Source organism: Staphylococcus sp. HMSC069D12, from assembly GCF_001810405.1.
GTDB classification, from domain to species: Bacteria; Bacillota; Bacilli; order Staphylococcales; family Staphylococcaceae; genus Staphylococcus; species Staphylococcus haemolyticus.
Genome location: NZ_KV801114.1, coordinates 19,034 through 39,646 on the forward strand (window position 1 = coordinate 19,034; position 20,613 = coordinate 39,646).

The following is a 20,613-nucleotide window of genomic DNA, read 5'->3' on the forward strand; positions in this document are numbered from 1 at the left end:
GAAATTCTACAAGCTAAGCAAGCTGGGGTTTGGGGCCCCAGCAAAGAGAATTTTATAAAGAAATTCTACAAGCTAAGCAAGCTGGGGTTAAAACGAAATAAACTTTGAGAAAATATCAGATATGTTCTACTTCCATATATTTATCAGAAAATTTAAAAAGTTATTGCAAAATTTCACTAATACGTTTAAAATAGCCGAAAAGGGGATGATGATATGCTAAGGTTATGTATCATCTTTTTTATATTCGTGATTAACACAACCATTACACAGTTATGGACAGTTGAGGGAACATGGGAGAATCTCTTATTACAATCGATGTCACTAAGTATGATTATTGTATTCCTGTTTTATTATGTGGATTTTGTAATTGCGGAGAAAAAGAGGAAACAAATAGAAACTTTATTTAAGAAAGAATTCTTTCATGAGAAGGAAGACTTTTTTGAAAAAGACGATAAAAGAAAAGTAAGTGAGTAAAAGGGACTCACTTACTTTTCTTATTTGTCATGCAAATCATATTGGTAAAAAGCAAGATCTAACCAGCGATCAAATTTGTAGCCAACATTTTGAATGGTACCTGCATGTTTGAAGTTAAACTTTTCATGTAATTTGATGCTGCTATCATTGGAAGCATCGATACCAGCTACAATAGTACGATAATTTCTAGTTCTGGCATCTTCAATAAGATGTTGTAATAATTGAGAAGCAATGCCTTTGCCTTGATTTGATTTATCTACGTAAATCGAATGTTCAATAGAATATAAGTAAGCCGGCCAGTTTCTAAATTGACCGTAAGTTGCAAAACCAACAGCCTTGCCAGCTTGTTCAAATACAAATATAGGTTCATTTGCTTTATTCTTCATGTCAAACCAAGCTTTACGTTCATCTAAAGTTTGAATATCGTATGTGTAAACAGCTGTAGTATGCAATATTGCATCATTATAGATTGATAGTATTGCCGGTAAATCTTCAATTTTTGCTTCTCTAATCATTATGGCACCTACTTTTCTAAGTTTGTATCAGTTTAAAACGAGATTTCAATTGTTGCAACTATATGTAATTATATATGACACGATAAATTAAATTAAACTTACGAAATAAACATGATATACTATGACCTAAGAAAGTCACGTTAAAGGAGTAACACATAATGAAGAATTGGATTAATCGATTGATGACGATACTTGGCGTCATACTCATCTTAGTAGCAGTGTATCTATTTGCTAAACCACATATCGATAATTATTTACATGAAAAAGATAACGACAACAAAATAGAACAATATGATAAACAGGATAAGTCTAGCAATAAACAAACACCAACCATTCCTAAGGATAAAACTAAAATGGCAGGGTATATATCAGTGCCAGATGCAGAGATTAAAGAACCCGTGTATCCTGGACCAGCGACACCAGAACAGTTAAATCGTGGTGTAAGTTTCGCTGAGAAAGATGAATCGCTAAGCGATCAAAATATATCAATCGCAGGTCATACATTTACCGATAGACCACATTACCAATTCACAAACTTAAAAGCAGCTAAAAAAGGTAGCAAAGTATACTTCAAGATAGGAAAAGAAACACGCGAATATAAAATGACTAGTATACGTGATGTTAATCCAGACGAAGTTGAAGTATTAGACGAACACAAAGGTGAAAAGAATCAATTAACATTAATCACATGTGATGATTACAATGAGCAAACCGGTGTTTGGGAAAAACGTAAAATCTTTGTGGCGAAACAAGTTAAATAAATAAAAAACACCAATCGTTACATAAAACATAAATGCTAAGTCATTAGGAGTGATACAAGACATCCAATGTAGATCTTGTGTCACTCCTTTAAATTTAGCATTAGAAATAATCATGCTATTTTTATTAATTGTATTTAATTTCAGAATGTGAATATAGTTTCATCATGTTAGTGTGAACTTCAACCCTAATTAGATGATATATATAATAAATGTGAATACAACGGACTAGGGGGATTGCACATGGTTAAAGCTATTGCAGTAGATATGGATGGTACATTTTTAGATTCTAAAAAGAATTATGATAAAGACCGTTTTGAGAAGATATTTAAAGCATTGAAAGAACGCAATATAGAATTCATTGCTGCAAGTGGAAATCAATTTGCTAAATTACAATCTATATTCGGAGAAAGAGATATGTTCTTTATTTCTGAAAATGGTGCAGTTATTTACAGAGGTAAAGATTTATATAATTATCGTAGCTTCAATCAAACAGACTACAAAGAAGTTGTTGATTATTTAAATATTGATAGAAACATTAAAGAATTTATTGTTTGCGGATTAAAGAGTGCCTATATATTGAAAGACACGAGTGAAGCATTTAAGGAAGATGCGCATTTCTACTATCATCAGTTGGAGGAAATTGATTCTTTTCAACCATTACCGGATGATGAATATGTCAAGATTGCGTTAAATATTAATCGAGATACGCATTCAACACTTGATACTGATTTAGAGGAAAAGTTTAGCAATACTATTAAACTCGTATCGAGTGGACATGATAGTATTGATATTATTATGCCTAATATGACAAAAGGGCAAGCACTTCAACGTTTATTGGATGAGTGGCATATGTCTGCTTCTGATTTGATGGCATTTGGAGATGCTAACAATGATAAGGACATGCTTGAATTAGCCGAGCACAGTTATGTAATGGCTAATAGTCATGATGAAACACTATTTGAAGTTGCCAAGGCAGTTGCTCCAAGTAATGATGAGCAAGGGGTATTACAGATTATCGAGCAAGAAGTATTGAAATAGCTTAAAAAAGGAGAACTCTCAATTTTGAGAATTCTCCTTTTTATTTATTAAACACATATCTTAGTTTAATTGAGTTTCACATTTACCAGTATTAATAACTGATAATGCTGCGTTTAATCCGCCTTCAACTAAATTTCTCACAGCTTCATCAGAGAAGAATGCGATATGTGGAGTGACCAAAATGTTTTCATGTTTAATTAATTCTAATAACGTTTCATCTTCGATCTCTTTACCTGTCCAATCATAAGTAAAGTATGACGCTTCGTTTTCATAAGTATCAATAGCAGCACCATATAATGTACCGTCATTAACAGCTTTAATTAATTCAGGTGTATCAATTACAGCACCACGAGCTGCATTTACTAATACTGCGCCTTTTTTAACTTTAGAGAACATATCTGCATCAAATAAGTGGAAACTTTCTTTATTCGCTGGAACATGTAATGAAATGATATCAGCATCAGCAATTGCTTCTTCAACTGTATCTTTATATTCTAAGAAGTCTAATGAATTGTTAGGGTATGCATCATAACCTACAACTTTAGCTCCGAAACCAGCATAAATTTTACCAGTTGCAGCACCAATACGTCCTGTACCGATAATAGCTACTGTCATATTTTTAACAGGGGTAGACATAATAGGTGCAGCCCATTTGAAATTATGTTCTTGAACACGTTTTTCAATCTCAGGGAAGCGACGAACTAATTGTAAAGCGATAGAAACTGAATATTCAGCAATAGTTTCTGGTGAATAACTAGGTACATTTGAAATGATAATGTCATGTTTTTTAGCTAACTCTAAATCGTACATGTCGAAACCAGCAGTACGTTGAGCAATTTGTTTAATACCATATTCTTCAAGTTTAGGATAAACAGAGTCTGCTAATTTACCAAATTGCATTGTAGTAACACCATCGAAACCTTTAGCTAAATCAACTGTATCTTCACTTAAAATTTCTTCAGTTGTAACAACTTCAACATTGTTCGCTTTACCCCAGTTTAAAGCGTCATTTTTCTCGTAATCACGAGTTCCATAAAACATAATTTTTGTCATTTTAATAACCTCACTTCATTTTGTATGAATTTATAATTAATAAATAAGTTTTCTTAAGTTGTCTATAGAAATGTGAATATTAATTGGAATAATGATTTGAAACATCTCTATTAATTAACTTACAAATATATTATATTGTGAATTTATTCACAAATCAATAGGAAATGCGAAATTTATTTTTCTATTGTTAAAAATTAACATAAAAATAGTAAATTTTCATTTATTTTTTATGATAACTTTTGTAAGCGTATAATTTTATGCTAAAGGAAACGTACTTTATAATCAAATTAGTACTATCTAAGGAGGATATATTTCATGAGTTCAATGCAAGAGACAATAATCAATGCTTTTAATTTTAGACATGCAACAAAGGAATTTGATCCTAAAAAGAAAGTCAGTGACTCAGACTTCCACACAATATTAGAAACAGGTCGTTTATCACCTAGTTCACTAGGATTGGAACCTTGGCGTTTTGTTGTTATTGAGAATGAAGATTTAAAAGAAAAATTAAAACCATATAGTTGGGGAGCACAAAAGCAATTAAATACAGCAAGTCGTTTCGTTATTATTCTTGCACGCAAAAATGTCACTGCAGATTCAGAATACGTACAACATATAATTCGAGATATTAAAAAATACGAAGAAAGTACGATTCCAGCAGTTGAAGATAAATTTAATAATTTCCAAACGAATTTCCATATTAACGATAATGAGCGAACATTATTAGACTGGGCGAGTAAACAAACTTACATTGCATTAGCTAACATGATGACCACTGCAGCATTATTGGGAATTGATTCATGTCCTATGGAAGGATTTGATTTAGATAAAGTTACTGAAATCTTAGCTGAAGAAAATGTTATCGATACAGAACATTTCGCACCATCAGTTATGGTTGCATTTGGTTATCGAAAAGAAGAACCAAAAGATAAAGTTCGTCAACCCGCCGAAGATGTTATTGAATGGATTTAATATAGGATAATCAAAGAGAGTGAATACTCTCTTTTTTTTCATCTATAAGTGATAGATTCTATAACTAGAATTAATGATGTTTAAAGAGCTTAATACACGGAAAAATATTACAAGCAAGTTAGTATATTTAAAAATGTAAATAAGGTAAAATAATAGTAGTTTTAAGTAAACGCTTACATTTCGATGTAAACACAACGCACATAAGGTTTTTCATAAATTTATATAAAGGGATGATGAAAAATGGCAAAAGTAAACGTTAGAGATTTCATAGAGGAACAATACGGTTTATTTATCAACGGTGAATTTCAAGCAAGCGAAAGTGGAGACACATTAACTGTAACTAATCCTGCGAATAGTGAAGATTTAGCTAAAGTAGCTAAAGCAAGTAAATCTGATGTTGATAAAGCAGTACAAGCTGCGCAAGATGCTTTTGACAGTTGGAGTAAAACATCTAAAGAAGAACGTGCGGACTATTTATTAGAAATTAGTCGTCGAATTCATGAAAAAGTGGAACACTTCGCGACAATTGAATCGTTACAAAATGGCAAGCCATATCGAGAAACGTCAACAATTGATGTGCCATTAACAGCAAATCAATTTAAATATTTTGCGAGTGTATTAACAACAGACGAAGGTTCAGTCAATGAAATTGATGAGAATACAATGAGTTTAGTTGTCAATGAACCAGTAGGTGTTGTTGGTGCTGTAGTTGCATGGAACTTCCCAATTTTATTAGCGTCATGGAAATTAGCACCAGCATTAGCTGCGGGTAATACAATTGTAATTCAACCATCTTCTTCTACACCATTATCATTAATTGAACTTGCGAAGATCTTCCAAGAAGTATTACCTAAAGGTGTCGTAAATGTATTAACTGGTAAAGGTTCAGAATCAGGTGATGCAATCTTCAATCATGAAGGTGTAAACAAATTATCATTTACAGGATCAACAGACGTTGGTTACGGCGTTGCGAAAGCAGGTGCTGAACGTATCGTTCCAACTACATTAGAACTAGGTGGTAAAAGTGCTAATATCATCTTTGACGATGCAAACTTAGATCAAGTTGTTGAAGGTGCACAATTAGGTATTTTATTCAACCAAGGTGAAGTATGTAGTGCTGGTTCACGTTTATTAGTACAATCTTCAATCTATGATAAAGTAATGCCTAAATTAAAAGAAGCTTTCGAAAATATCAAAGTGGGCGACCCATTTGATGAAGACGTTAAAATGAGTGCTCAAACTGGCCCAGAACAACTTGAAAAAATTGAAAGCTACGTAAAAATTGCTGAAGAAGATTCAAATGCTAATATCTTAACAGGTGGTCATCGCTTAACAGATAATGGACGTGACAAAGGATACTTCTTCGAGCCTACAATCATCGAAATTAAAGATAATAGTCATCAATTAGCACAAGAAGAAATTTTCGGACCAGTTGTAGTAGTAGAAAAATTTGAAGATGAAGCTGAAGCAATTAAAATTGCGAATGATTCAGAATACGGCTTAGCTGGTGGTATCTTTACTACTAATATTAACCGTGCATTAAATGTTGCTAAAGCAATGAGAACTGGTCGTATTTGGATTAACACTTATAACCAATTCCCAGCTGGTGCGCCATTCGGTGGATATAAAAAATCTGGTATCGGTCGTGAAATTTATAAAGACGCTATTAAAAACTATCAACAAGTTAAAAATATCTTCATTGATACTAGCAATCAAACAAAAGGATTATACTAAGATAGTTAGTTTATAAATAAAAAATGAATATCATTTAAATTGAATGTGAGCTATCTGCAAAGCCGAGACTTTGCAGATAGCTCTTTTTATGAGTTTAAAAGATAAGCGCATATGATATAGTTACAAATTACATATTGTAGAAGTTTTATTTAGAAATTGATAGATTGAGACTTTTTTAAATTAAATAAGTTATAATACAATTTAAGTCTTTAAAATCTATATTTTGCAAAGGGAAAAATGATGAAAAAATTACAAGTACTATTAATTAGTTTTATAATATTAGTACTCACCCTGAGTGGTTGTTCTAAACATGATGAGAAACATTCGAATGACCATGAACCAAAAGAATTAAAAGTAGGATTTGTACCATCCCAAAATTCAAAAACGTTGAACGCTAAAGTGAAACCGTTACAGCAACAGTTGTCAAAGGAATTAGGCCTTCCAGTTAAAGTACATGTGGCAACTAACTATAATGCAATGGTAGAAGCTTTAAGATCAAAGAAAGTGGATGTTGCATTTATTTCACCAGTGTCTTATACCATCGCACATGATAAAGGTGTTGCAGATGTACTGTTGAAATCCAAAGGCTATTTAGTAGATGATAAAGGTAATACAACTAATAAATTAGTCGATTATTATCGCTCACAAATCGTAGTTCGTAAAGACAGTCATTTACATAAGTTAAAAGATTTAAAAGGGGCTAAAGTAGGCTTACAAGACCCAGAATCTACTTCGGGATATATTTATCCAATGGCAAGCTTAAAAAAGTTAACGTTAATCAGAGTGATATCAAAATTGCTCAAATTAAAGGGCATGATCAAGCATTGATAGCCTTGTTAAACGGTGATGTGGATGCTGTAGCTACATATCAAGATGCACGTGCTGATTTAAAGCAAAATTATCCCAAAATATATAAAGACACTAAAGCGATTTATCGCACGGATAAGATACCAAATGATACGATTTCTGTGCGTGGTGATATGAGTAAACAGTGGAAAACTAAAATCAGTAATGCTTTTTTAGATATTAGTAAATCTGAAAAAGGTAAGAAAATACTTACAGATATTTATGGGCATCATGGCTATGAAAAAACAAAAGATAGTGACTTTGATACAGTAAGAAAATATAGAAAACTTGTCGAGGAATAAAAATTTAAGATTAAGCCTGGGACATAAATCAATGTCTCAGGCTACAAATATATATTGGCAGTAGTTGACTGAATTAAAAATACACTTGTAGCAAGCTTCTTTTTAATCCAAGACAAACTTGTTATTGGGGCGGGACAGAAATAAATTTTGGAAAAATATTATTTCTGTCCCGCCCCCAATCTATTTAAAATGACATGTTTTATAAACGATGCCAAATATTAATCATTCTATCCTGGAACGACACTTGTATCACTGTGAACTGTAATATCAAAGCCTTCAGGAGATGTAATATGTTCTTCTTTAGCATTTGGTTTATATATATCGAAATGAACTAAGCCATAAGTAGTCTCGTTATCTGTTCTAGCTTGGTTAGATTGCCATACATTAGTAGCGATATGATGATGGTATTTTTGAGTAGACATGAACAAAGCTTGTGGGAAATTAGAAATGTGTTCTAAACCTATTTGTTCCACATAAAAGTCACGTGCTTGCCCGATATCGTGTGTTTTAAGATGTAAATGTCCAATTTTGCCATCTGCTGGCCAACCGTTCCAACCTTCTTCAGTACGTTGTGCAATTAAATCGTCCGCATCTACTGCAAGTGTATCCATTTTTACAAAATTACCATCCCATTGCCAATCTTCAGATGGACGATCTTGATATACTTCAATGCCGTTACCTTCTGGATCATTAAAGTATAACGCTTCACTTACAAGGTGATCACCACCACCTACAGGTACATTCAAACGACTAGCATGGAATAAAAAGTTTGCTAAATCTGTGCGTGTTGGAAGTAAATAAGCGATATGGAATAAACCAGCTTCTCTAAATCCAGGTCGGCGGCCATCTTCTAAATATTGTAGTGTTAATGTATGACCATTAGCACCAACATTAAAGATGACATGATTGTAGTCTTGTTCTTTAATTGAAAATCCTAGTATATTTTTATAGAAGTTTGTCATTTTATTTAAGTCTTCAACGTTTAATGTAATATTAGTAACTTGTGTTGCTTCAGTAGTGTGAAATTCATTCATAATGTAGTGCCTCCTAAGATGAATAAGTCATCTTTATTTATTATTTATATTAAGTATAATAAATATACTACTAATCGTTAAATTAATCAAGACAGTTGCTTTAAAACTTTAAAAGCATACAAAAAAGCTTTTAGACTAATGTAATAAAGGTGATTAAAAACCTCATCCTAGCCTAAAAGCTAATTCTGTGAAACATTTCAGTTAACTTCAAATTGTATGACAACGATTATGAAATAGATTATCCTAAATAAACATCTTGATAATCATCATTTTTCTCTAGAACGTCTTTCGCAAATGGACAAGATGCGATGATTTTTAAGTTATTTTCACGTGCATAATTAACGACAGCTTCAACTAATTGTTTTCCTAGACCTTGTCCACCTAATTCATCAGCGACACCAGTATGGTCAATGTCGATTTCATTATTATCTACTTGTTTAAACGTAATGACAGCTTGAGCATTTTGTTCATCTTCGCCAACATAAAATTGTTGATGTCCTTGTTTAATTTCTTGTGTCATAAAACGTCACTCCTTTAATAATGTCATATTACTATCTATCACTTTTGAAGAAATCTAAAACATTTTATAATTAAATATTTTATCCTAAATAATATAATAAACATAGATATTGCATTATTACATTATTAAAGATATAGTTAAAAACGAATTTATTACGCTTTGGAGGGTTCTGTGTGAAGAGGATTGGCTATCTCATTATCGTCCTGTGCATTAGTATTGCTTTATCAGCTTGTAGCACAGGGCAATATTCGGATGCGAAAAAGAAAGATGTTTCAACTAATAATAAAATAAATATCTATACTACAGTATTTGCATTTGAAAGTTTTACCAAACAAATAGGTGGCAAATATGTCAATGTGGATACGATTTATCCTCCAGGTGCAGACACCCATACATATGAACCAACTCAAAGAGATATGATTAATATTGCTAAAAGTGATTTATTTATATATTCAAGTGACGACTTAGATCCAGTGGCAAAGACGATTACGCAATCAATGACCAACGATGATATGAAATTAGCAGTTGCAGCTGATTTAAATCATCATACATTGCTTGAAGAAGACCATGATCATGAAGATCACGACCACCATCATAGTCATGAAGAGGAAAGTCACGACCCACATGTTTGGCTTGACCCGGTCTTAGACAAGCATTTTGCAGAAAAAATAAAAAATGATTTAGTTAAAAGGGATCCTCAACACAAAGCATATTATGAACAAAATTTTAAGAAATTAAATCAGGATTTAACAGATTTAGACAATAATTTGAAAACAATTACTAAAAATCCTAAAAGACAAAAAGTAACTATCTCTCATGATTCATTAGGTTATTTAGCAGAGCGCTATCACCTTCAACAAGAGGGTGTCAGTGGTATGAATAACGAAGAGCCTAGTCAAAAGGATATTCTTGCGCTTATTAAACAAATCAATCTATCGAAGCAACCTTATATCCTTTACGAACAAAATATCACTTCAAAGATAACTGATGTTATTCGTGATGAAACCAATGCAGAACCAGTAAGTTTTAATAATTTGTCTGTTCTATCTAAAGAACAAGTTAACGACAAAGACTTAACTTTCCAATCAATCATGAAAAAGAATATTAAAGCGTTGGATAAAGCGTTGAATCAATAAAAAATATCCCCAATCCTTTCATTAGGAGATGGGGATATTTTATACCTATTTATTCATATCTAATATAGCTCACCGTTGTATTGTAGTATTCTTCGAAACCATGAATACCATCTGCACCACCTAAACCTGATTCTCTCCAACCAGCATGGTAACCATTAACAACTTCTTCTGCTTCGCAATTAGCGTAAACTTCACCGAATTTTAAACGTTCTGTAGCTTCCATCACTTCTTTTAAATTCTCTGAAAAGATATAAGAAGATAAACCTGCATTTGTATCGTTTGCGTAATCAATTGCTTCATCGAAATCATTATAAGTTGTAATTGCTAGAACAGGACCAAAAATTTCCTCTTTAAAGGCACTGTCATCTTTTTTAACATTATCAAGAATTGTAGGTTCATAGAAGAAACCAGCGCGATCTAATTTATGGCCACCTAAAACTAAGTCTGCACCATTCTTAACGGCTTCTTGCACTTTATCATCAATACTGTCCAATTGTGTTTGATTGATAATAGCACCATAATCAGTGTTATCGTCTAATGGGTCACCGACTTGTAAGTCGCTCATACGTTGTTTAGCCTTGTTTACAAAGTCATCATGAACATCTTCGTGAACAAATATACGCTCTGGGCAAGTACATACTTGACCAGCATTATTAATTCTTGTTTTGACAATGTAGTCCACCGCTTTGTCCAGGTTAGCATGAGGTGTAACTAAGACAGGTGCGTTACCACCTAATTCAAGATTCACTTTTTTTACTGTATCTGCTGCATTCTTATAAACTGCTTTACCAGCACGCATACTTCCTGTTAAAGAAATGAGTTGTACATCTTTATGTGTGGCAAGCTGTGTACCCACAGCTTCTCCAGTGCCTGGTACAATTTGAATTAGACCGGCTGGAATTGTTGAAGCACGGAATAGCTCAGCCAATCTTAACGTTAATAATGTTGTTTCTTCACTTGGCTTAATGACGATTGAGCATCCCGTTACAAGTGCTGGAATCACTTTACGCATTAAGACCATAATTGGTGCATTCCATGGCACGATACCTGCAGTTACACCAATTGGCTTTTTAATTAATTGAATCATTTCATTCGATACACTATTTTGTAGTACTTCGCCTTTATTACGCATACTTAAACTTGTCATATAATCAATAAATTGCACAGCTTTATCGATTTCACCTTCAGCTTGCGCTAATGTTTTACCTTGTTCTTTAACATACAATTTGGCAAGTTCATCTTTGTTTTGCTCTAATAAAGGAATTAATAATTTTACATGCTCTGCACGTGTTGGTGCTGGTACTTTTTCCCATTCAAGTTGTGCATGTTTAGATTTTTCGATTGCCTCGTTAACTTCTTCCTCAGTTGCGAAAGTAATGGTATCAAATGTTTCTCCTGTAGCAGGATTGATGACTTCCATCGTGTCGCTAGATTTACTCTCTACAAATTCATTATTTATAAATAATTGATTGGTCATTTGAGACACCTCCAATGTTTGTATTCCCTGTAACAACCGTTTCCATGCTTATTTCATTTTGAAAAAAGATAGAAATAAATAGATATTGAAATTATAATAGAGCTAACATATTGACGATTAATTGAAACGCATGTACAATTTATCTCGAAATAGAAATAAATTAAAGGTGGTGAGTAAATGGATCGCACAGAACATTCATTAAAAGCATTTATTGGTCTAAATAGAGCATTAGATACATTAGAAAAAATCGTGCAACAAGATGTAAAGAATTACGGGCTCAACGTGACGGAATTTGCAGTGTTAGAATTACTCTATAGTAAAGGTCCACAACCTATTCAACGTATTAGAGATAGGGTGCTCATCGCGAGTAGTAGTATTTCATACGTTGTGAGCCAATTAGAAGACAAAGGTTGGATTACACGTGATAAAGATCCATCAGATAAGCGTGTATATAACGCCACACTTACTGACAAAGGTCAACAATTTATGTCAGATATATTTCCACAACATGCCACAACGTTAGAACAAGCATTTTCAGTTCTATCAGATGAAGAATTGATAACGATTCAGCAAGCATTCAAAAAATTAAGTGCACAATCTACTGAAGTGTAAATCGTGCACTTTTATTTATAACGAAAATTATCTCGAAATCGAAATAAATGGAGGTTTTTAATATGGCTAAACATGATTTATTAGGTATTCATCATGTAACTGCAATTACAGATGATGCTGAACGTAACTATAAATTTTTTACCGAAGTACTAGGTATGAGACTAGTTAAAAAAACAGTAAACCAGGATGATATTCAAACGTATCATACATTTTTTGCAGATGATGAGGGGACAGCTGGTACAGATATGACATTCTTTGATTTTCCTGGAATTCCTCAAGGACGTAAAGGTACCAATTCGATTACTAAACCATCGTTTCGTGTTCCGAGTGATGAAGCATTGACATACTATATGAAGCGTTTTGATGCATTTGGTATAAAACATGATGGTATTCAAGATGTGCTAGGTAAGAAGGTATTGCCTTTTCAAGAGGAGGATGGACAAGACTATCAATTAGTATCTGATGAAGGCAATAGCGGTGTCTCACCAGGTAAATCATGGAAGAATGGTCCGGTTCCAGAGGATAAAGCAATTTATGGCTTAGGACAAATCGAAATTACGGTTAGTTACTTCGAGAATTTCAAACAATTGTTGGAAAATATATATGGAATGCGAACAATTATGAATGAAGAAGATGTAGCATTGCTTGAAGTCGGTGAAGGTGGCAATGGTGGTCAAGTTATTTTAAGAAAGGATTCAGAGAGACCAGTTGCTGTACAAGGATATGGTGAAGTCCATCATGCATCGTTTAGAGTGAAAGATCATGAGGCTATTGAACACTGGATACAGAAATATCAAGAACTAGGCATACCAAACTCTGGTTTAGTTGACCGTTTTTATTTTGAAGCATTGTATGCAAGAATCGGTCATATTTTGTTAGAAATTTCAACTGATGGACCTGGTTTTATGGGTGATGAACCCTATGAAACGCTAGGAGAGAAATTATCACTTCCACCATTTTTGGAGGAACAAAGAGAAGCGATTGAAGCGCAAGTTCGTCCGTTTGATACAACTGGAAAAAGTTATAAATAGGGGGGTATTGAATTATGGAACCAATTACACATATTCATCATATTTCAGCGATTGTAGGAGATGCTCAAGAAACATATGATTTATATACAAATGTATTAAATTTAACTTTGATTAAACAGACAGTAAATTATGATGATACAAAAACATATCACTTATATTTCTCAAATGACAGAGCGCAACATGATATGGTACTTACTTTCTTTAATTGGCCAAATCAATATAGAGGTCGTATCGGTTCAGGTCAGGTTGGACGATTAGCGTTTAGAATACCGAAAGATAGCATGTCACATTGGGAAATGAAATTGAATGCGAATGGGATTCAAACACGTCAAACTGAATCATTCAATCGAGCAACGTTAGAATTTGAGGACATTCACGGATTAACACTAGCGATGGTTGAGAGTGATGACGAATGTGTTAACAATGACATCATAGGATTTCATGGCGTAACAATGCTATCAGCTAATCCTCGAGCTACGGAAGCATTGTTGCGAAATGATTTAGGGTTAGAATATATTCAAGAAACAGATGACAATGTGCACTATCAAACGAGTGGTAGCGTGCATCATCAAATTATTGTGAAAAAGTTTGTAAACCCACAACCTGTACGTTGGGGTGGTGGCATCTTCCATCATATTGCATGGTCAGTACCAAATGACGAGGTACATGTACAATGGCGTGATTATCTTCTTAATAAAGGCTTGCATGTAACAGATGTGAAAGAACGATTCTATTTTCATGCGATTTACATGAAAGAACCTGGCAATTTAATATTTGAATTTGCGACTGCTGGACCTGGCTTCACGATTGATGAAGATGTAAATGATTTAGGTAAACAACTACAATTACCTCCATTTTACGAGGGAAGAAGATATGAAATAGAAGGTCATTTAATGCCATTAAAATTAAAAGAGTACTAAGGAGAGGTGACACAAATGGAACATATTTATAGACCAGGTAAGGATAACTCACCTACGTTAATTTTGTTACATGGTACTGGTGGGGATGAAACAGATCTTATTCCACTTGGAACAGCTTTAAATCCTAACTATAACTTGTTAAGTATTCGTGGAGAAGTCAATGAGAATGGTATGAATCGTTATTTCAAACGTCTTGCTAAAGGTGTATACGATGAGGAAGATTTAGAATATCGAGGTCAACGGCTGCTAGATTTTATTTATGAAGCGGCTGAACAGTATCAATTTAATTTGAATAGAACGGCTTTAGTTGGTTTCTCTAATGGATCAAATATTGCGATTAACTTAATGTTACGTGACAAAGCACCGTTTAAAAAAGCATTACTATTTGCGCCACTTTATCCAATAGACGCTTCAACAAGCAAAGATATGAGTGATGTAGACGTTCTATTATCAATGGGAAAGAATGATCCAATCGTATCTATTGAACAAAGTGAACATGTTATTAATTTATTTAAGCAACTGGGTGCACAGGTTACAGAAGTATGGGTCAATAGTCATGAAATTACACAGGCTGGATTACAGAAAGGTCAAGAAATACTGAATTCATAATGGAAAAGGACTCAAAGATGTATGGTTCGCATCTTTGGGTCCATTTTAGTGTATTCCTAAATTATTTAGAGAATATTAAGTGTTTAAACCCTTGGTATAAAATTGGGATAAGGAGTATGAAGCCAAATAATCCCATGACTGGGAAGACTTTTCCAATTAAAGAAATGAAACCGATAAATGTACATATAAACGTGATGATAGCCATTATAATGATGAGTACAAAGTACCCTTTGGAAAATGGCTCTGTAAATCTGGAAGCAAATGCATACATAAGACCTACAATCGTATTATAGATAACAAGAACCATTATAATCGACATCACTGTGCCTAATAATGGTGAAATGTGACTTGCGAGTAATAGGGTCGGCAATGCGACAGATTGAATATCTTCAAATTCTGTAACAAGGCCAAAATTAATCATTAATAACAATAATGTGATAATGATGCCACCAATTAGGCCACCCCATAAGCCAGACTGACGATGCTGCATGCGACCGCCCATAACACTTAAAAAACTAAATGCGGCTGCAATTTGTAGACTTGCATAATTTAACCCATCAAACCACCAACCAAGTGATAGAGATTGATGCTCCTTATTGAAATGATTGGCCGCACTAAAGTTTAAATCCCCTGTTATAAAATAATAGATAGCTATAATAGAAACAACAATGACTAAGAACGGTGTAACCATACCTAATATCGTAATCAGACGTTCAAATTTAAGAAATAGCGTCATAAGAATGACTAACACTAGAATTAATGAACTCAACCAATAAGGTAATCCGAAACTTTCATGTATAGTTGACGCACCACCCGCAGTCATAATCATCGCTAAGGAGAATAAGAATAAAGTTAAGATAATATCAAAGATACGTGCAATGATTGAATGTAAATAATATCGAATAGACTCAGAATGGTTATGAGATTGAATGACAAAGCCAGCGTTTAATACGAACACGCCTGCTAGCGTTATAATCAAACCGGTAACAATAATGCCAGAGATGCTATAGATACCGTTACTTGTGAAGAACTGAAATATTTCTTGACCAGTAGCAAAACCAGCACCAACGACAACACCAACAAATGCGAAAGCTACCATGATACTCTCTTTAAAAAGTTGCACAATTAAAATTTCCTTTCAAATCATTTCTAAATTCATATATTTAAACGCAATTACCTATTTTAGATGAAAAGATACTAGAAATAAATAGGAAAGTTTACTCGAAGTGAACATCGTGTGTCCGAAAAAGGCATTAACAGGTTGTTTATAAAATAATAATGCAGGCTTAATCAAAGTTTGATAGTATTACACAGTATTAAAAAAATTGAATCTTATTGAGGAAGGTGTAGGTATGTCATTAGATTTACCTGTCATGTTAATCATTGTCTTATTTTTAGCATTAGGCATATTTAGTCAATGGTTAGCGACACAGATTAAATGGCCATCAATTGTAGTTATGTCGATTGTGGGCTTATTGATTGGACCAATATTGGGACTAGTTAACCCTCAAGAAACATTGGGAGCCGAAGTATTTAGTCCAATTGTGTCTTTAGCTGTAGCTGTCATTTTATTCGAAGGAAGTAGTAATTTAGACTTTCGTGAATTAAGAGGCATTTCTAAAGCGGTCATTCGAATTATTACCGTTGGCGCAGCTATATCATGGGTGCTCGGTGCGATTGCATTAAATAAAATTTTAGATTTTCCAATCTCTGTTGCGGTTGTGATGGGCGGATTATTCTTAATTACAGGTCCAACCGTCATTCAGCCACTTCTTAAGCAAGCAAAGGTGCGTAAGAGTGTTGACTCTATTTTAAGATGGGAAAGTATCATATTAGATCCAATAGGACCGATACTCGCATTAACAGCGTTTTATATTTATCAAATATTTGAGCAAGGTTTTGGTGTCCAAGTTATTCTCATCTTTATTTTGAAAATGATTATAACAGCCATTATTGGCTTCGGAGCATCATTCGTTTTCAATTGGTTAATTCAACGTGATTTTATTCCGCAAAATTTGATGCCTTCCATTCAGTTGGTCTTTATTTTATTAGTCTTTAGTATTTGTGACCAAATATTACAAGAATCAGGATTATTAGCCGTTACTATTTTCGGCTTAATGATGGCACGTTATAAGAGACATGATTTAATTTACAAGGAGTCAGATCATTTCATTGAAAATGCATCATCTATTCTTGTATCTACCGTCTTTATATTAATCACTTCGTCATTAACGTCATCTGTATTGATGGATGTCTTGTCATGGCAATTAGTGATTTTTGCGATTGCAATGATTGTATTGGTACGTCCAATCTCTGTTTTATTATCAACAATAGGTACAGAGATCACGAAAAGAGAACGCGCTATTGTTGCAATGATGGCACCTCGAGGGATTGTTGTTTTAACTGTGGCACAATTCTTTGGAGGATTATTCATGGATGATCATGTGAAAATGGCAAGTTATATCACGCCAGTGACGTTTGGACTAGTGTTTATTACAGTTGTCATTTATGGCTTTAGCTTTACGCCATTGAGTAAGTTGCTTGGACTTGCGAGTACAGAACCACCAGGCGTTATTATAGTAGGAGAGAGTGAATTTTCATTCCATCTAGGTATGAAATTGCATGAACATGATATTCCTATTATGGTATTTAATTTGTTTGAGAATACGTCGGAGAAGGCAGAAGAACTTGGTTTTGAAGTGTTTAAGGGGAATTTATTATCAAGTAGTGATCGAATATATGCGGATTTAATTCGTTATAATAAATGTCTATTAATGACTAAGTCGTTTATTTTTAATAGTTTAGCGTTTAATGAATTGGTACCGGAGTTTGGATTGAATAATGTAAGTATGATGCCAGTGTCATTTACTGATGAACAGGCACGTAATAACTTAAATGGTCCATTACGCAATCATATTTTATTTGATGAATCACACAGTCCAAGATGGTTTGATAATACGATAAGTAATAAGAATATTGTGGAGGTACTTGCAGAGGAATACGACACGATTACTGATCATGATATGATTATTTATCACGTTGATGATAATAGTGTTGTCTCATTTAATAAAAGTACTAAACCTATACCACAATATGATCAAGGCACATACGGCATCTTAAGAAATGTGTATTGAAAATAGTTTAAGTTGTGTTTAATTAGAGGATTGTAAAGTAGTTCTTTGATTTTAATCATTAGAACTACTTACGTAAGTGTGTGAACACTTACGTTCATTTACGCCACTGCTCCCTTAGGAGCCTTAGCAACTATGTTTCATAATCCATTTTAGAATTACTTACCTATTTGTGTGCTTTACTATCTGTTATTAAGAATAAATAAAATTTAAAAAGGGCAATTTCTATTTTGAATATATAGAAATTGCCCTTTATTTTATGGTGTCATAAATATTTGTATTAATTTAAGTATCTATCATGCATTAATAATTTTAAGATGCGGATTTGTTCTTGAAGTACTTTACCATCATTGGTATCTCTGATTTTTTTGCGTTGCAATTCTTCATCTACAACACGACGAACTGATAATTCATCTGCACCGTCTGATAGTACTTTATCTCTTGAATCAAAATGTTGATGTGCGACTAATTGCATGCCAAATGAATTGTAAAGTAATGTATAACCAGCAATACCTGTCGTTTTTTGATATGCTTTTGAGAATCCACCATCGATAACTAACATTTTACCATCTGCTTTGATAGGGTCTTCACCATCTATTTCTTTAACAGGTGTATGACCATTGATAATTCGACCTTCATCTGGATTGAGACCGAAGTCTTTTAACATTTTGCGAATCATATCAACATCTTCTCTTAAATAATAATATGGATTCTTAGGTTCTTTATGAGAAGCCTTATCTTCAATAAAGTAACGTTCAAATGTTGTCATCGCTCTTTTTCCGAAAAGTGAACTATATTTACCAGTCCATAAATACCACACTAAATCTGTTGATAGATCATCAGTGATTTCTTTGTAGTCGTATGCATAGCGCACATGTCTTTCAAACACGTCTAAAAGGTCACGACCTTTATGTTGTTTACCTTCAATTTCGAATGATTCCATTTCTCCATTCTCATCAACAGGGATACAACCATGAATAAGAAGATTGCCATTATATGGAAGGTAAAGTTTTCCTTTCTTCATCAAGAACGACATGTGACGTTTCAATTTCTCAGATTGTTGGAAAGAAAGTAGCAGTTTATTCATAACTTCTTCTTCCTCAGGTAATAATTTACCAGGATCTTGTGGGTCCACAGTACTGAAACATGTATCTTTTAAAGGATATGTTTTACCGTAAATCGTGATTTCATTCGTATCATAGTTGACCTTTTCCAAGACTAAACGGTCTTCCATTTCAAAGGTAGGACGACGTTTGATAATTGGCATTTCTAGTTTGAATTGAATCATCGCAATGGCTTGATGAATCTTAGTGATTTGGCTTTCTTCAAGTTTAGATAGCCCAACTGGTTTATCAGGGCGTTTCTTAGGTTTAAATGCAGGATTATCACCACTATAATGTTCTTCAGCAAGCGTTAATAACGGACGTAAATTAATTCCATAAGCATCTTCAATAATATCTAAATTATCGTATCGTGCACATATTCGAAGTAGGTTGGCTAAACATACTTTAGAACCAGCATATGCACCTATCCATAAGACATCGTGGTTTCCCCATTGAATATCAACAGAGTGATAATTGATTAACGTGTCCATAATCTTATCTGGTTGAGGACCACGGTCGTAAATATCACCAACTACATGGAGATGATCAACTACTAGACGTTGGATACTATAAGATAAACCAATAATTAAGTCGTCAGATTGTTCTAACTCGATAATTTGATTTACTAGTGTTTCATAATATGATTTTTTATTGTTGAATTCATTATTCTTATAAAGTAGCTCTTCAACGATATATGTATATTCTTTCGGTAACGCTTTACGTAATTTTGAGCGTGTATATTTTGATGAACAATAAGTAATTAAATCAATTAATTGTTCAATTGTAGTAATATACCAAACATTCAATTTTCCCTTTGAATCGAAGTTATTTTTCACAAGTTTTAATTTTTCTTCGGGGTAATAGACGAGGGCAGCTAAGTCATCGATTTCTTTTTGGGATAATGTCTTTGCATAAAGGTCGTTTATTTTTGAACGGACATTACCTGATCCATTACGCAATACATGTTGGAACGATTCGTATTCACCATGAAGGTCACTGACGAAGTGTTCAGTACCTTTTGGTAATTCTAGAATAGACTCTAAATTGACAATTTCAGTTGCTAACTTCTCAGGACTATCAAATTGTTGTGATAATAAATCTAAATATTTCTCTCGTAATTCACTTTCAGTCGTTTGTGTCATCTAATTTCACTCCTGTTTGGAATTGATATTCATATGGGTAGATATGTCATAAAATCGCTTACATTAATTATCTTTAAAAAGCACCACTTTTTCAATGGTGATGCTTAAAATGTCAGAATTAATTCTTAAAGTTTAAATATATGTAAGATAAAAGCCTGGGACATAATTTAATGACTCAGGCTACAAATATATATTGGCAGTAG

At 33.4% G+C, this 20,613-nt stretch carries 17 protein-coding genes and 2 pseudogenes; 12 read left to right on the forward strand and 7 right to left on the reverse strand.

All coding sequences use genetic code 11. The annotated features are described in order from the left end of the window. Positions 1–213: 213 nt before the first annotated feature. Positions 214–381: pseudogene (locus HMPREF2737_RS11895) on the forward strand (hypothetical protein); the annotation flags it as partial. Positions 382–494: 113 nt separating this feature from the next. Here the strand turns inward: HMPREF2737_RS11895 and HMPREF2737_RS08605 are convergent. Further along, positions 495–989: a GNAT family N-acetyltransferase gene (locus HMPREF2737_RS08605; protein WP_037550336.1), complete on the reverse strand. Its 495-nt coding sequence runs from the start codon at positions 987–989 to the stop codon at positions 495–497. A 158-nt stretch (positions 990–1,147) separates the two neighbouring features. Between HMPREF2737_RS08605 and srtA the strand changes: the two genes are divergently transcribed. Together srtA and HMPREF2737_RS08615 are read left to right on the forward strand one after the other, a co-directional pair. Continuing rightward, positions 1,148–1,750 carry a class A sortase SrtA gene (gene srtA, locus HMPREF2737_RS08610; RefSeq protein WP_016930795.1) on the forward strand — a complete coding sequence of 201 codons (603 nt, stop codon included), beginning with the start codon at positions 1,148–1,150 and terminating at the stop codon, positions 1,748–1,750. 240 nt (positions 1,751–1,990) lie between these two features. Further along, positions 1,991–2,788 carry a Cof-type HAD-IIB family hydrolase gene (locus HMPREF2737_RS08615; RefSeq protein WP_037550333.1) on the forward strand — a complete coding sequence of 266 codons (798 nt, stop codon included), beginning with the start codon at positions 1,991–1,993 and terminating at the stop codon, positions 2,786–2,788. A gap of 60 nt (positions 2,789–2,848) precedes the next feature. Here HMPREF2737_RS08615 and HMPREF2737_RS08620 read toward each other — a convergent pair whose 3' ends face one another. Further along, positions 2,849–3,841 (reverse strand): D-lactate dehydrogenase, encoded by a 993-nt coding sequence (locus HMPREF2737_RS08620; RefSeq protein ID WP_037550330.1) that lies wholly within the window; start codon positions 3,839–3,841, stop codon positions 2,849–2,851. A gap of 315 nt (positions 3,842–4,156) precedes the next feature. Here HMPREF2737_RS08620 and HMPREF2737_RS08625 point away from each other — a divergent pair, with 315 nt between their 5' ends. From HMPREF2737_RS08625 to HMPREF2737_RS08635, 3 genes and pseudogenes are all read left to right on the forward strand, one after another. Next, positions 4,157–4,813, forward strand: a complete 657-nt coding sequence (locus tag HMPREF2737_RS08625) for an NAD(P)H-dependent oxidoreductase (RefSeq protein WP_037550327.1) — start codon at positions 4,157–4,159, stop codon at positions 4,811–4,813. A 240-nt stretch (positions 4,814–5,053) separates the two neighbouring features. Then, positions 5,054–6,547, forward strand: a complete 1,494-nt coding sequence (locus HMPREF2737_RS08630; protein ID WP_037550324.1) for an aldehyde dehydrogenase family protein — start codon at positions 5,054–5,056, stop codon at positions 6,545–6,547. 240 nt (positions 6,548–6,787) lie between these two features. Next, positions 6,788–7,695: pseudogene (locus HMPREF2737_RS08635) on the forward strand (phosphate/phosphite/phosphonate ABC transporter substrate-binding protein). A 227-nt stretch (positions 7,696–7,922) separates the two neighbouring features. On the opposite strand, the gene HMPREF2737_RS08640 reads toward HMPREF2737_RS08635, so the two are convergent. Then, positions 7,923–8,729 carry a VOC family protein gene (locus tag HMPREF2737_RS08640; RefSeq protein ID WP_037550321.1) on the reverse strand — a complete coding sequence of 269 codons (807 nt, stop codon included), beginning with the start codon at positions 8,727–8,729 and terminating at the stop codon, positions 7,923–7,925. Positions 8,730–8,967: 238 nt separating this feature from the next. Then, positions 8,968–9,249: a GNAT family N-acetyltransferase gene (locus HMPREF2737_RS08645; protein WP_037550318.1), complete on the reverse strand. Its 282-nt coding sequence runs from the start codon at positions 9,247–9,249 to the stop codon at positions 8,968–8,970. A gap of 173 nt (positions 9,250–9,422) precedes the next feature. On the opposite strand from HMPREF2737_RS08645, the gene HMPREF2737_RS08650 reads away from it, so the two are divergent. Beyond that, the gene (locus HMPREF2737_RS08650) at positions 9,423–10,385 is read left to right on the forward strand and encodes a metal ABC transporter solute-binding protein, Zn/Mn family (protein WP_037550315.1); all 963 of its coding nucleotides are present in this window, start codon (positions 9,423–9,425) and stop codon (positions 10,383–10,385) included. 49 nt (positions 10,386–10,434) lie between these two features. Here the strand turns inward: HMPREF2737_RS08650 and aldA are convergent, their stop codons facing one another. Continuing rightward, the gene (gene aldA, locus HMPREF2737_RS08655) at positions 10,435–11,862 is read right to left on the reverse strand and encodes an aldehyde dehydrogenase (RefSeq protein ID WP_037550312.1); all 1,428 of its coding nucleotides are present in this window, start codon (positions 11,860–11,862) and stop codon (positions 10,435–10,437) included. 177 nt (positions 11,863–12,039) lie between these two features. Here aldA and HMPREF2737_RS08660 point away from each other — a divergent pair, with 177 nt between their 5' ends. From HMPREF2737_RS08660 to HMPREF2737_RS08675, 4 genes are all read left to right on the forward strand, one after another. Then, the gene (locus tag HMPREF2737_RS08660; protein WP_037550309.1) at positions 12,040–12,474 is read left to right on the forward strand and encodes a MarR family transcriptional regulator MhqR; all 435 of its coding nucleotides are present in this window, start codon (positions 12,040–12,042) and stop codon (positions 12,472–12,474) included. Between the two features lie 62 nt (positions 12,475–12,536). After that, positions 12,537–13,505 carry a ring-cleaving dioxygenase MhqE gene (locus HMPREF2737_RS08665; RefSeq protein ID WP_037550306.1) on the forward strand — a complete coding sequence of 323 codons (969 nt, stop codon included), beginning with the start codon at positions 12,537–12,539 and terminating at the stop codon, positions 13,503–13,505. 14 nt (positions 13,506–13,519) lie between these two features. Then, the gene (locus HMPREF2737_RS08670) at positions 13,520–14,425 is read left to right on the forward strand and encodes a VOC family protein (protein ID WP_037550302.1); all 906 of its coding nucleotides are present in this window, start codon (positions 13,520–13,522) and stop codon (positions 14,423–14,425) included. A 15-nt stretch (positions 14,426–14,440) separates the two neighbouring features. Next, on the forward strand, positions 14,441–15,034 hold the full coding sequence (locus HMPREF2737_RS08675; protein ID WP_037550299.1) for a methylhydroquinone degradation carboxylesterase MhqD: 594 nt from the start codon (positions 14,441–14,443) through the stop codon (positions 15,032–15,034). 61 nt (positions 15,035–15,095) lie between these two features. Here the strand turns inward: HMPREF2737_RS08675 and HMPREF2737_RS08680 are convergent, their stop codons facing one another. Next, on the reverse strand, positions 15,096–16,133 hold the full coding sequence (locus HMPREF2737_RS08680; RefSeq protein WP_371090191.1) for a YkvI family membrane protein: 1,038 nt from the start codon (positions 16,131–16,133) through the stop codon (positions 15,096–15,098). 253 nt (positions 16,134–16,386) lie between these two features. On the opposite strand from HMPREF2737_RS08680, the gene HMPREF2737_RS08685 reads away from it, so the two are divergent. Then, complete coding sequence (locus HMPREF2737_RS08685; protein WP_037550293.1) at positions 16,387–18,168, forward strand: cation:proton antiporter; 1,782 nt, start codon at positions 16,387–16,389, stop codon at positions 18,166–18,168. Between the two features lie 277 nt (positions 18,169–18,445). Here HMPREF2737_RS08685 and HMPREF2737_RS08690 read toward each other — a convergent pair whose 3' ends face one another. Further along, positions 18,446–20,410, reverse strand: a complete 1,965-nt coding sequence (locus HMPREF2737_RS08690) for a fructose-bisphosphatase class III (protein WP_037550290.1) — start codon at positions 20,408–20,410, stop codon at positions 18,446–18,448. Between the last annotated feature and the right edge of the window lie 203 nt (positions 20,411–20,613).

What these genes read in the sequence shown, in the direction of transcription:
- HMPREF2737_RS08605 (WP_037550336.1), bottom strand. Translation starts at nt 989, where the DNA reads ATGATTAGAGAAGCAAAAATTGAAGATTTACCGGCAATACTATCAATC.
- srtA (WP_016930795.1), top strand. Translation starts at nt 1,148, where the DNA reads ATGAAGAATTGGATTAATCGATTGATGACGATACTTGGCGTCATACTC.
- HMPREF2737_RS08615 (WP_037550333.1), top strand. Translation starts at nt 1,991, where the DNA reads ATGGTTAAAGCTATTGCAGTAGATATGGATGGTACATTTTTAGATTCT.
- HMPREF2737_RS08620 (WP_037550330.1), bottom strand. Translation starts at nt 3,841, where the DNA reads ATGACAAAAATTATGTTTTATGGAACTCGTGATTACGAGAAAAATGAC.
- HMPREF2737_RS08625 (WP_037550327.1), top strand. Translation starts at nt 4,157, where the DNA reads ATGAGTTCAATGCAAGAGACAATAATCAATGCTTTTAATTTTAGACAT.
- HMPREF2737_RS08630 (WP_037550324.1), top strand. Translation starts at nt 5,054, where the DNA reads ATGGCAAAAGTAAACGTTAGAGATTTCATAGAGGAACAATACGGTTTA.
- HMPREF2737_RS08640 (WP_037550321.1), bottom strand. Translation starts at nt 8,729, where the DNA reads ATGAATGAATTTCACACTACTGAAGCAACACAAGTTACTAATATTACA.
- HMPREF2737_RS08645 (WP_037550318.1), bottom strand. Translation starts at nt 9,249, where the DNA reads ATGACACAAGAAATTAAACAAGGACATCAACAATTTTATGTTGGCGAA.
- aldA (WP_037550312.1), bottom strand. Translation starts at nt 11,862, where the DNA reads ATGACCAATCAATTATTTATAAATAATGAATTTGTAGAGAGTAAATCT.
- HMPREF2737_RS08660 (WP_037550309.1), top strand. Translation starts at nt 12,040, where the DNA reads ATGGATCGCACAGAACATTCATTAAAAGCATTTATTGGTCTAAATAGA.
- HMPREF2737_RS08665 (WP_037550306.1), top strand. Translation starts at nt 12,537, where the DNA reads ATGGCTAAACATGATTTATTAGGTATTCATCATGTAACTGCAATTACA.
- HMPREF2737_RS08670 (WP_037550302.1), top strand. Translation starts at nt 13,520, where the DNA reads ATGGAACCAATTACACATATTCATCATATTTCAGCGATTGTAGGAGAT.
- HMPREF2737_RS08675 (WP_037550299.1), top strand. Translation starts at nt 14,441, where the DNA reads ATGGAACATATTTATAGACCAGGTAAGGATAACTCACCTACGTTAATT.
- HMPREF2737_RS08680 (WP_371090191.1), bottom strand. Translation starts at nt 16,133, where the DNA reads ATGGTAGCTTTCGCATTTGTTGGTGTTGTCGTTGGTGCTGGTTTTGCT.
- HMPREF2737_RS08685 (WP_037550293.1), top strand. Translation starts at nt 16,387, where the DNA reads ATGTCATTAGATTTACCTGTCATGTTAATCATTGTCTTATTTTTAGCA.
- HMPREF2737_RS08690 (WP_037550290.1), bottom strand. Translation starts at nt 20,410, where the DNA reads ATGACACAAACGACTGAAAGTGAATTACGAGAGAAATATTTAGATTTA.